This window comes from Arthrobacter sp. efr-133-R2A-63 (genome assembly GCF_030209795.1).
GTDB lineage: Bacteria > Actinomycetota > Actinomycetes > Actinomycetales > Micrococcaceae > Arthrobacter > Arthrobacter bambusae_A.
This window is the reverse complement of sequence record NZ_JARVRG010000009.1, coordinates 30,997-42,723: the sequence shown is the minus strand read 5'-3', so window position 1 is coordinate 42,723 and position 11,727 is coordinate 30,997. Positions and strand designations below refer to the sequence as shown.

The following is an 11,727-nucleotide window of genomic DNA, read 5'->3' as shown; positions in this document are numbered from 1 at the left end:
ATTTCAGGCGCTAGGCCCGGGCAGAAGTACTTGAGGCTGCGGGAATCGAAGGGACGTTTCGACGGGATTGCCAGGGATTCGGGATCGAGGACAGGAGCAATTTGGTGTAGTCATGGCGGGTCTGGGTGAGCACTTGGTTCGTGCTGCCCGTCTCGACGATCTTCCCTTCGTGGAGGACGAGTATTTCGTCCGCGATCAATCGTGCGCTGAGCAGGTCATGGGTGATGTAGAGCATGGCGATGCCGTTGGAACGTGTGAGTTCGTTGAGGACCTGGAGGATCTCGGCACGAATGGACACATCGAGCATGGAAATGGGTTCGTCGGCGACGATAATCTCAGGCTGCGCGGCCAGGGCTCGTGCGATGACCACCCGCTGTCTTTGGCCGCCGGAGAGCTCGTGGGGCAGCCGGTCACGATATTCGCTAGGCGGTGTCAGTCCGACTTGGCCCAGAATCCTGTCCACCTCCTCACGCACTTCGCTCCCCCGAAGTTTTCTGTGATTCACGAGGGGCCGGGAGATGGCGTAGCCAACGGAGGAAGCCGGGTTGAGCGCCTGGAACGGGTCCTGGAAAATCAGCTGGACTTTGCTCCGGTAGTTCCGGAGGGTCCGACGCTTCAGCGACCCGACATCCACGCCGGCAACGGTGACCGCTCCCGAACTGGGCTTTTCAACGCCAGTGAGAATCCGCCCGATAGTGGTCTTGCCCGATCCGCTTTGTCCAACAAGGGCCGTCACCGAGCCTTTCCTGAGCTCGAAACCGACGCCTATTACAGCGTGGTTCTCGGTGTGTTTCAGGCCCTTGCGCGTCGAGTAGGTCTTGTTCAGGTCCTCGACCCTGCAGACCACTTCGCCGGCGCCAAGAGCTGCGTGATGGACGTCGATCTGTTGGCCGACCTCGTCGAAGATCGTCGGTGCGGGCAATGGATCACTGGTTTCGGATCCGAAGAGCACGCATTTGATGGAGCGGTGTCCCGCCGGGGAGTCGATTTCCGCCGTCGGAATCTTTGGTTCCCGGCACTCCTGCGTGGCCAGGCCGCACCGGTCCGCAAAAGCACAACCGACCGGAACCGAGTCAAGGCTCGGCGGGCGGCCCGGTATGTATCGGATATTGATCTCCGCGTCGCGAGGGTCGGCGTAGGAACCGAGCAGCCCGATCGTGTAGGGATGGGCCACTCCGGACAACGCATCGGCTGCCGGGGAATTTTCGACAACCTCCCCGGCATACATGATCATCACCCGGTCGGCCATTTCCATAACCGTGCCCAGGTCGTGGCTGATGAAGAGCACAGCAAATTTCATGCTCTCCTGCAAGGTCTTCAGCCTGGACAAGATTGACTTCTGGACCACGACGTCCAGCCCCGTGGTGGGTTCGTCGAAGACGATAAGGTCCGGGGACAGGAGCACGGACATCGCCAAAGCGACGCGTTGCTTCATTCCGCCGGAGAGCTGGTGGGGATAGAAGTCGAGGTATTTGTGGTCGATGCTCACCAAGTCGAGGGATTTTTCAACCGTCATCTCCCGTTTCGCGCCAGAGGCACCACGGTGGGCGGCAAAGACGTCCTCCATCTGGGCACGCACAGTCATCACCGGGTTCAAAGACGCCATGGAGGACTGGAAGACGGTCGAGATTTCAGACCACCGCAGGATCCGCAGGTCTTCCGCCGGAATGGTGAAAAGGTTCCTGCCTCTGTACAGCAGCTCTCCGGAAGTAACCCTCGCTGTGGGAGTGAGGAGATTCAGAATGGCGTTGCCAAGGGTGGATTTGCCTGATCCGGATTCGCCAAGGAGACCAACGAATTCGCCAGGACGGATCTCGAACCCGACATTGCGGATGACCTGGCGGTCATCCCGGTACTTGGAGACAAAGGAAATATTCAGATCCTTGACGGTCAGGATCGGTTCATCAATGCTGTTCGCGGCGGGCATCTTATTCCTCACGCAATTGCGGGTTCGATAGCGCGTCAATGCCGAAGTTGATCAGCGTGAGCGCGGTGATGAGCAAGGACAGGGCAAGGCCGGGGGCAAGGAGCCAGGCCCATTGCCCGGTCAACATGGCCCCGTTCGAGTTTGCCCAGTAGGACATGCTCCCCCAGCTCACCGTGGACGGGTCGCCCAAGCCAAGGAAGGACAACCCCGCCTCGGCGCCAATCGCCCCGATGGCAGCGCCCATGAATCCAGCCACCACCAGCGAGACCATGTTGGGCACGAGTTCGCGGAAGACGATGCGCCACAGCCCGTCGCCGGAAAACCGTGCCGCTGTCACGAAGTCCTGGCTTCGCAACAGCAGGACCTGGGCGCGCTTCATCCGGGCGCCCCAGGCCCAACCTGTCAGGGCGATCACGAAGATGATCAGGGACAGGCCGTGAACCGGTGAATAGGCTGCGATGGTCACCATGAGCGGCAGGGCAGGGACCACGAGCGCCAGGTTGATGGAGAAGCTCAGGATCTCATCCACGACCCCTTGGAGCAGGCCTGCGACCAGGCCGATGACCAACGCGATCAGTGTGACCACGACGCCTGCCAACAACCCGACAATCAAGGAAACTTGGGCGCCGTACACCAGTTGGGAAAAGATGTCCTGGCCCAGGTTGGTGGTACCCAGGAGGTAGGCGCCACCTGGCTGCAAACCAGGGGGCAGAGTCGAGTCTTTAGGGTTGAACGGGGCTATCACGGGAGCACAGACGGCCACCGCCACGAACAGCGCCAGAATGACGATTCCGGTTCGCGCTTTGCCGTTTGACCAGACGACCTGCCAGCCGTTGCGGCGTTTGACGGTTTTCGCCGGCCGGTCGGGGGGAGTTTCCCTGGGGACCAGGGTTTCTACTTCGGTCATTATGAACTCTGCCTCCTAACGCGGGGGTCAAGGACACCGACGAGCACGTCAGCCAGGAAGTTGGCCAGCAGGACCGCCACTGTAGTGATGAGGAAAATCGCCTGAAGCAACGGGAAATCCCTGTTGCCTATGGCGTCGTACATGAGTTTTCCCATCCCGGGATAGGAGAAGATCTGCTCAACGATCAAGGTGCCGCCGAAGACGCCGCCGAGGGAAATGGCAAAGCCGGTGAAGTTGGGCAGCAGGGCGATCCTGGCCGCGTAGGTCCAGGCGACGCGCCGTTCCTTGAGGCCTTTCGCGACGGCGAGGCGGGTGTAGTCGCTTCCGAGCGATTGCACCATGTTGTTGCGCATACCCAGGATCCATCCGATGGAGCCGGTGATCAGCAGTGCAAGCGCCGGCAGTACCGCGTGGTAAGCAAGGTCGGCAACGAAGCCACTGGAGAATGCGGGGACGATTTCTCCGCTGTAGGCGCCGCCTTCGGGGAACCAGTGAAGCGTGTTCGCCAAGACGTAAATCAGCATCAGCGCGATCCAGAAGAACGGCAGGGTGCTCAGGAACGTGGACCCCAAGGAAATGAATGAGTCGATTTTGGTATTGCGCCGCCAGGCGGCCCAGGCCCCAAGGCCTGTGCCCGCAACGAACGCGATGATTTGGGTGACTCCCACCAGGGTCAAGGTATAGGGAAGCGCCTCGGCAATCATGTGTGTCACCGAGTATGGAAAGTATCCGTAGCTCAGGCCGAAATTTCCGTGCACCAGCGCGTTCAGATAGTCCCAGTATTGGTTCCAGAGCGAGGTGTCGGGCACGCCAAGCATGAGGCGGATGGCGCGGATCTGTTCCGGATCGACTTGTTGGGCCTGGCCGGCAAGTTTCTGGACGATTGCTTCGGCCGGATCTCCGGGCTGCAGGCGCGGAATCAGAAAATTCAGCGTCACTGCAGCCCAGAGGGTCAGCACAAACAATCCCGTCTTACGCAGGAAGTAAAGCATCTGGATCCGATACCGCTATTTGGCCGGCGTCAGGTGCGTCAGCCAGAGCAGCTGATCTCCTGGATAGGCGTAGGGATCATCCTTGCTGGGCCAGCCCACGGCGTTGGCCGTCCGGTACTCGAACCACACGGCGCCGTACCACAGCGGGATCATCGGAACCTGGTTAACCATGATCTGTTGGATCTGGCTGACGATCTTGTGCTGGCTATCGGCATCCGGGGCGGCGGCGAGCTCGCCGAGGAGCTTGTCGGTCTGCGGGTCCTGCCAGCGGGCAAAGTTGCTGGACGCCTTCTGTCCCACGGGTGCGCTGAAGCTGCTTCCCAGCGGGAAGGCGAAATTGCGGTACATGTTGCATTCCCCGCCCTGCACGCCGAACACCATGTCATAGTTGCCGGTGGCCCGGGCATCCTCAACCACTGATGGAGCCGGAGTCTGGACGTCCACCGAGATACCAAGGTTCTTCATGTCGTTCTGCAGCAATCCGGCCGCCTGGACCCAGTCGTTCCAGCCCTGCGGGACTTTGAAGGACATGGTCAACGGTTTCCCGTCCAGGCCGAGACGGGTTCCCGAGGAATCCTTGGTGTAGCCCGCAGCGGTGAGTGCCGCGTCGGCCTTGGAAGCGTCGAAAGCGACCATACCCTTGTCTGCGACCGAAGGATCAAGCCAAGAATCCTGGATTGGAAGCTTCAGCCCCGTTTGGCTGGCCTGGGTCACATATCCCAGCTCGGCCTTGTCAATCATGGCCTTGCGGTCGATCCCGCCCGAGATCGCCTTGCGGAAGTTCACGTCGTTGAACGGCTTCTTCGTCAGGTTCATGTCCAGGGTGATCGATGATCCGGCAGGGAACCAGTACTTGTTGTGGGCCGGATCTTTCTGTACGTAAGCCTGCTCGACCTGGGGAATGAACATCGCGTTCGTGTCGTAGCCGCCGTTGGCGAGCTTGAGCTGGTCGACCTGGCCGCCGCCGTCGGCCTTGGTGTACTGGATCTGTTCGACCTTGATCTTGTCCGCCTGCCAGTAGTCGGCGTTGCGCTTCATGGTCAGCTGGCGCGGGTTGAATGTGCCCAGAACGTACGGGCCGGTTCCGATAGCGGTCCCGTTGACAAAGGTCTTCGGATCGCCGGCGGTTTCGAATATATGCTGCGGAACGATCATCTGTTCGGTGATCTGCTGCTGGAAGGGGATGCCTGAAGTGTTGAAGCTCATCACGAGGGTGTTCCCAGTGGCTTTGACGTCGGTGAGGACTTTCCAGAGCCCGAAGCTGTCGATGGCCGGGTATTTCTTCATGAGGTTGAACGTGAAGGCGGCGTCGTCCGCGGTGAAAGCCTTGCCGTCGCTCCATTTGACGTTGTCGCGGATGTCGAAAGTGAGTGTCTTGGAGTCCTGGGACCAGGTCATTTTGGTTGCCAGATCCGGTACGCTGTCGCAGTTTGCGTGGTTTGTGGTCATCAGCGATTCGAAGATGAGGTTGGTGCCGGAGAGTTTGTTGGGAGAAAAGGGATTGAAGTTGACCTGAGGGTTGGAGCCTCCCCCGAAGTCACCGAAATTCAACTGGGATATCATCCCGGCGTTGCCCGACGACGTCCCGCTGTTCACGGTCTGGGTGGGGCTGCACCCCGTCAGAACCATGGCAAAACCCGTGCACATCAGGACAATCTTGGTGGTTTTTTTCATATTCTTCCTTGAATAGTCTGGCCGAACCCGTGGACGTCAACATCCACAGCTTTGGCGAATGATCAGTTCCGTAGGGAGGCACATGGATTCCATGCCGGTGCCCTGCAGGGCCGGCCGGGCGCGCTCCAACAGGATTTCCGCCGACCGCGCGCCGATGTCATGGAAAGGCTGCCGGGCCGTGGTGAGTGAAGGGGTGATCAGTGAAGCAAGCTCGATGTCATCGAACCCTGTCATCTTGAGGTCGCCAGGCACCGAGATGCCTGCAGCCGAGCAGGCCAGAAGGGCTCCGAGGGCAACTTCATCCGTGGCGCAGACGAGGCCTTCGGGGCGCCCGCCGCGATCCAGAATTGCCCGCATGGCCTTGAAGCCGCCCGCCTCGGTGAGACTGCACGGTTCAGCGGGGCGCCGAACCTCCACCTGGGCCTCGGCAAGGGCATCCTGGAACCCTTGGAGTCGCTGTTGGACATCCGGCGATTGGGCCGCTTCGCCCAGGAAGAGCAGGTCACGCAGGCCGTGCTCCCCGAGCAGATGCCTCGTCAGGCCCCGGGCTGCTTCGAAGTTGGTGACGTTGACGCTGTGAGTGGCTGCGTCGGGGTTTCCGGCAACGCGAACAATCGGCATCCGGTCCGCGATGGTCGACACGATGCCATCTCCGGCGAATGAGCCGAAGACGCACATGCCATCCACCCTTGTTGACAGATCCTTCAGCTGCGTCTGGAAGCGGTCTGGGTCCTGGGCGACGAGGACGTGGAACGTTATCCCGGTCCCAGCAAGTGTGGCTTCGAAGCCCTTGAGCAGGCCGGCGAACAAGGCGCCGCCCAGGCCCGGAAGCACCAGCGCGAAGGCGTTGTGACGCTTCAGCGCCAAGGCCTGGCCCAGCCGGCTGGGCTCGTAGCCCAAGCTCGTCAGGGCGGCGTTGACCCGGTTGAGTGTGTCCTCGGAAACCTTGGCATTTCCGGAAGTTACCCGTGACACTGTGGCCACTGACACCCCGGCCCTGCGTGCTACGTCACGGATCGTGATCGACGGCGTCATGACAACCCCCTTTCAAAATGTGATCTGCGTCTCTAGTATGTAACCGGTTACATGACTATAAAGCGAACTTGGCATCCTGCCAAGGGGCAATCCGGCAACGTGAGGAACCAGTGATTTGATGACTGTTGAATTTGTTCGCCAACAGGTGGTGATCGACGGCAGGCCCACGCTGGTCATCGCCGGGGAAGTCCACTACTTCCGGCTGGAGCGGAGTGAATGGCGTAGACGGCTGGAGCAGCTGGCGGCAGCCGGCGCCAACGCGGTCGCCACGTACATTCCCTGGCTTGTCCATGAACTTCCCGATGGAACCATCGATGTCGAAGGCACTTCGGCGGAGTGGCGAGATGTCGGGGCTTTCCTGGACACGGCCCGGGAAGTGGGTTTGTATGCCATTCCCCGGCCCGGCCCGTTCATCATGGCAGAGCTGAAAAACGAAGGCATTCCCTACAGGCTCTACGGCATCGAGGGAACCCGTGCCCGCAGCTGGGGAGGGGCGGAAAATCCGACCCGGACCCTGGACTATTCCTCGCCGGAATTCCTGGCCGAAGTGGAGGGCTGGTTCGCTGCCATCGTCCCGGTACTGTCCGCAAGGCATATCGACCGGGGCGGCAATGTCATCGCCGTCCAGCTGGACAACGAAATCGGCATGCTCAGCTGGGTGTCCAACTCCCCGGATCTTTCCCCCGCCGTGGCACGCGAATTCGCGGCATGGCTGGCATCGCAATACGGGACCGCCGAGTTGGCCGAACGGTACCCCCTGCTTCCCTTGGACCCTGCTGCCGCCGCAGCACATCTGCAGAGAGGCGGGGGCGGGGCAGGAGGCGCCTCGGACCCGGCCTCGGAGCATCGGCTGGCGCTTGACCTGGCGCGGTTTTCGCGGCATCGCTTTCGAGCCTACTCCCGGGTTCTCGTCGGCCTCGCGGAGAAGCACGGCTGCACCGGCTTGCCCTTCCTGATCAACATCCACGGCACATCAGCGGGCCGTGGCCGCACCTACCCCATCGGTATTTCCCAGCTCCTGGGGACCTGGGCCGGCGAGGAGTCCATCCTGGCGGGCTCGGACATGTACCTGGGTGAGCTGACCACGGGAAACCTTCCGGACTTCGTCACCGGAAACCTCTTTGCGCACGCCACCCAGCCCGCCAACCAGCCCTTGGCGGCGCTTGAATTCGAAACCGGGAGCAGCGACTACGGAGAGGACCTGGCCAACCAGACCTCCCCGAACGCCACCGATCTCAAGACCCGTCTTGCTGTGGCCCTCGGCAACCGGATGCTGAACTACTACTTGTTCGCGGGCGGCCGCAACAAGCCTCTGGAAGCGCCGGTCGGTGACGGCAACAACCGGGTCGCCTTCACCGGAGAACGGCACGGCTTCGCCGCGCCCCTCACGCCTGAAGGCGAAACGACGCCCCACTACTTCGCCATCCAGGATGCCGCGCGGACGCTCCGGGCCTACGAGCGCTGGATCTGCACCAGCCGACCCAGGCGCACAGGGCTAAGCCTGGGATTCATTCCAGACCAGTACCTCACCGAATATCTTGTCCCAGGAGACGACTACGGCAAGAAGATCCGGGAGGACCACGAACGCTACCGGGGCATGGGGCCTCGGGACATCCTCGCCCGTGCCATGTCGCTGTCCTCACTGGATTTCAATGCGGTGAACCTCTCGTCGCTTTCCGAACTCGGCGCGGCGAATCCTGCAGGCGAAATACCGGAATCGACCACCACCCTGATGGTCGCGAGCGGTCACTATATGGCCGCCGATGTCCAGTCCAGGCTTGGAGAGTTTGTCCTTAGTGGAGGGAAATTGCTTGTCGCCGGGGTGCTGCCGACCCACGACCTGGACGGCGCCCCCTGCACTGCCCTCTCCGATGCCTTGGGCATCGGGATCAGCGGCGAGGTGGGGGCCCACCGGATCGATGGTTTCGGGATGACCACCGACTATTACCCGTCCGTCAAGATCGTCGACGGCACGGGACTGCCCTCCCGGGCGGAAGTCCGGGTGGGTTCGGCGCAGCTCTACGATGCCGAGGGGTCCACAACCCTATTGAGGGAGGTCCAGACCGGAGAACCTTGCGCCGTCGAGGTCGCCGTCGGACGGGGACGGGCAATTGTGTGGGGAGCGGACTATCCCTGCGACCTTGAGGTCCATCGGGAACTTTTCCGGCGCCTGGACGCCACGGCAAGGGTGCACTTTTCAGAGTCCGCCCCGGGCCTGATCGCCTACACACAGGTGTCGGACGCGGATCAGTCCGAATTGCTGAACATTTTCAACCTTGCAAGCTATCCGGTCACCACCACCGTGGCCGTGGACGAGCAGCCGGCGTTTGGCGGCGCGAAGATCCGCCTCCCTGCCCGGAGCGGCTTGCTCCTCGGCCGCAACCTGGACCTCGGCAACGGCCGCAGGCTTTTGTGGTCCAGCGCCGAGCTCGTCGGCACGTCCGCCGCTGAACTCACCTTCCGCCTGCACGACGGCGACAACCTTGCGTGCTTGGAACAAGACGGTGTCCGTTCGATCGTCGAACTCGACGCACAGGCGGGGTCGCGGCCGCTGGAGGACCGGAGCCGGTTCGCCACCATTCAACTCCCCGTGCAAGAAAGGAAACACTGACCCGTGTCGTACCAACCTTCCGAGAACCGATACCCATCAGCCGGACAGACTGCCATGCCCTATCGCAGGATCGGCCGCAGCGGATTGCGCCTGCCGGCCGTATCGTTGGGGCTTTGGCACAACTTCGGAGACGAAAAGCCCTTCGAAACGCAGCGGGCGATCCTGCGCCGTGCCTTCGATCTCGGGATAACCCACTTCGACCTCGCCAACAACTACGGAACGCCGGACGGTTCGGCCGAAACCAACTTCGGGCGGCACGTGAAAGAAGACTTCGCTCCCTTCCGGGATGAATTGATCATCTCCACGAAAGCCGGCTACCGCATGTGGCCCGGACCGTACGGGGATGGCGGTTCCCGCAAGTACCTGCTCTCAAGCCTGGATCAGTCGCTCAAACGGATGGGGCTGGAATACGTCGATATCTTCTACAGCCACCGATTCGATCCCGACACCCCGCTCGAGGAAACCATGGCTGCGCTGGACACCGCAGTGCGATCGGGACGTGCCCTCTATGCGGGTATTTCCAGCTACTCGGCGGAATACACTGTCAAAGCCGCCAGAATCCTCCGGGAACTCGGTACTCCCATGGTGATCCACCAGCCGAACTACAACATTGTTGACCGCTGGATCGAAAAGGGCGAACCAAGCCTTTTGGACGTCCTGGAAGACGAAGGCGCGGGGACAATCGCGTTCGCACCCCTTGCAGGGGGCCTGCTCACTGAGCGGTACACGCAAGGCATCCCCCAGGATTCCCGCGCAGCCACGGGGTTCTTTTCCGAAACGTCGTTCACCCAGCAGAAAAAGAAGCTCGTCCACGACCTCGCCGGCATCGCCGCCGGGCGCGGCCAGACGCTTGCACAGATGGCCATTGCCTGGGTATTGCGCGAGCAGCACAAGGGCGCGACTGTGGCGTCTGCCTTGGTCGGTGCCTCGAGCGTGAAGCAGCTGGAGGACAACGTGGGCGCCGTGGCCACGCTTGATTTCCAGGCAGAGGAATTGGCGGCCATCGACTCCCTCCTCACAGGAGACAGGGTCCCCGCTCACAGCTGACGGACGCCTCGCGACCCGGCAGAAACCTGTGGGGCCGAAGAGCACTCCCCTGCTTCGGTTTCCGGGTCTATGCTGGGTTTCCTGGTTGCGCCGCCTCGCCCAGGCGCTCCGAACTTCTACCGGGAGCGATGATCCATGAACAGCTGCGAAACAGTCCTGGCAGGCCTTGAAGCAGAATTAGGCTGGATCCGGGACACGTACATCGATCTTCATAGGCACCCCGAGCTGAGCCTTGAGGAGCAGGGGACTTCAAAGCTCGTCGAGGGCAAACTCGCGGCATTCGGCTATGACGTAACCCGCGTCGGGGGCACCGGCGTCGTCGGAATCCTTGCAAACGGGGACGGCCCAACAGTGCTTGCCCGCGCGGACACGGACGCGTTGCCCGTCGCCGAGGCGACCGGGCTGCCTTATGCCTCGGCCGTGGACGGGGTCATGCACGCGTGCGGGCACGACCTTCACGTCGCCGCACTGCTCGGCGCGGCCAAGCTCATGGCGGACGCCCGCACAGCCTGGTCCGGGACGTACATCGCGCTGTTCCAACCCGGGGAGGAGATCGGAGCCGGATCCCAAGCAATGCTCGACGACGGACTCGTCGCCAAAGTGCCGCGGCCCGACGTCGCCTTCGCCCAGCATGTGATGCCGCTCCCGGCGGGGATGGTCGCCACCACGGCCGGGCCTGTCCTCTCCGCCGCCGATTCGCTCAGGATCACCGTGTACGGGAAGGGCGCGCACGGCTCGATGCCGCATATGTCCGTTGACCCCGTGGTGCTGGCTTCCTCTATCGTGCTACGGCTGCAGTCCATCGTCTCGCGGGAGACCAAGCCGGGCGATTTCGCGGTTGTCACGGTGGGGGCGCTCAACGCCGGAGCGACGGCGAACATCATCCCCGACCGCGCCACCCTCCTGCTCAACATCCGCACGTACGATACCCAGGTCCGCGCGTCCGTGCTCGCGGCCATCGAGCGGATAGTCAAGGGCGAGTGCTCCGCCGCCGGATCGCCGCACGACCCCGATTTCGAGTACTACGACCAGTTCCCGCTCACCAGCAATGACCCTGCGGTAACGGAGAAGGTCCGGGCCGCATTCCTGGACCGCTTCGGGGCGGACTCCGTGCGCCAGGCCATACCGCAGACAGCGTCGGAGGACTTCAGCCGCATTCCCGACGCATTCGGCGTGCCATACACGTTCTGGCTCCTGGGCGGCGTGGACCCCGGAAGCTACCGGGCCGCCGTCGAACGCGGGACAGTGGCCCGGGACATACCGGCCAACCACTCGCCGCTCTTCGCACCGGTGATCGACCCGACCCTGTCCCTAGGCGTCCAAACCCAGGTGGCTGCAGCGCTGTCGTATCTGGCTTAGGAGTACCACTGCCACTCGGGAGGGGCCCAGCCCGCCGGAACCTGATGGCTGTCCTTCGTACCGCACCGTGCGCAGCTGTAGCTTGCCGACGGGGGCCGCAATCCGCTGCCATCGACGGCGTAGACCGCCGGAACATACTCATGGAATGTCAGGGGAAACCCCGGGCCGCACCGCC

At 62.3% G+C, this 11,727-nt stretch carries 8 protein-coding genes; 3 read left to right on the top strand and 5 right to left on the bottom strand.

Annotated elements, in window-relative coordinates; all coding sequences use genetic code 11:
- Positions 1–10: 10 nt before the first annotated feature.
- From QRN45_RS04335 to QRN45_RS04315, 5 genes are read right to left on the bottom strand one after another with little or no spacing between them, the layout of a single operon-like run.
- Complete coding sequence (locus tag QRN45_RS04335) at positions 11–1,927, bottom strand: ABC transporter ATP-binding protein (RefSeq protein WP_284762512.1); 1,917 nt, start codon at positions 1,925–1,927, stop codon at positions 11–13.
- Between the two features lies 1 nt (position 1,928).
- Positions 1,929–2,834: an ABC transporter permease gene (locus tag QRN45_RS04330; protein ID WP_241708038.1), complete on the bottom strand. Its 906-nt coding sequence runs from the start codon at positions 2,832–2,834 to the stop codon at positions 1,929–1,931.
- Positions 2,834–3,826 carry an ABC transporter permease gene (locus QRN45_RS04325; RefSeq protein ID WP_241708037.1) on the bottom strand — a complete coding sequence of 331 codons (993 nt, stop codon included), beginning with the start codon at positions 3,824–3,826 and terminating at the stop codon, positions 2,834–2,836. The genes QRN45_RS04330 and QRN45_RS04325 overlap by 1 nt, the downstream gene beginning before the upstream one ends.
- A gap of 15 nt (positions 3,827–3,841) precedes the next feature.
- On the bottom strand, positions 3,842–5,500 hold the full coding sequence (locus QRN45_RS04320) for an ABC transporter substrate-binding protein (protein ID WP_241708036.1): 1,659 nt from the start codon (positions 5,498–5,500) through the stop codon (positions 3,842–3,844).
- 36 nt (positions 5,501–5,536) lie between these two features.
- Entirely contained in the window at positions 5,537–6,535 is a 999-nt protein-coding gene (locus tag QRN45_RS04315; protein WP_241708035.1) for a LacI family DNA-binding transcriptional regulator, read from the bottom strand.
- Positions 6,536–6,653: 118 nt separating this feature from the next.
- Between QRN45_RS04315 and QRN45_RS04310 the strand changes: the two genes are divergently transcribed.
- The 3 genes from QRN45_RS04310 (at position 6,654) to QRN45_RS04300 (ending at position 11,552) form a co-directional block, all read left to right on the top strand.
- A complete protein-coding gene (locus QRN45_RS04310; protein ID WP_241708034.1) occupies positions 6,654–9,146 on the top strand; it encodes a beta-galactosidase in 2,493 nt (830 codons plus the stop codon).
- 3 nt (positions 9,147–9,149) lie between these two features.
- Positions 9,150–10,193 carry an L-glyceraldehyde 3-phosphate reductase gene (gene mgrA, locus QRN45_RS04305; RefSeq protein WP_284762511.1) on the top strand — a complete coding sequence of 348 codons (1,044 nt, stop codon included), beginning with the start codon at positions 9,150–9,152 and terminating at the stop codon, positions 10,191–10,193.
- A 135-nt stretch (positions 10,194–10,328) separates the two neighbouring features.
- Positions 10,329–11,552 (top strand): amidohydrolase, encoded by a 1,224-nt coding sequence (locus tag QRN45_RS04300; RefSeq protein ID WP_241708033.1) that lies wholly within the window; start codon positions 10,329–10,331, stop codon positions 11,550–11,552.
- Positions 11,553–11,727: the final 175 nt, after the last annotated feature.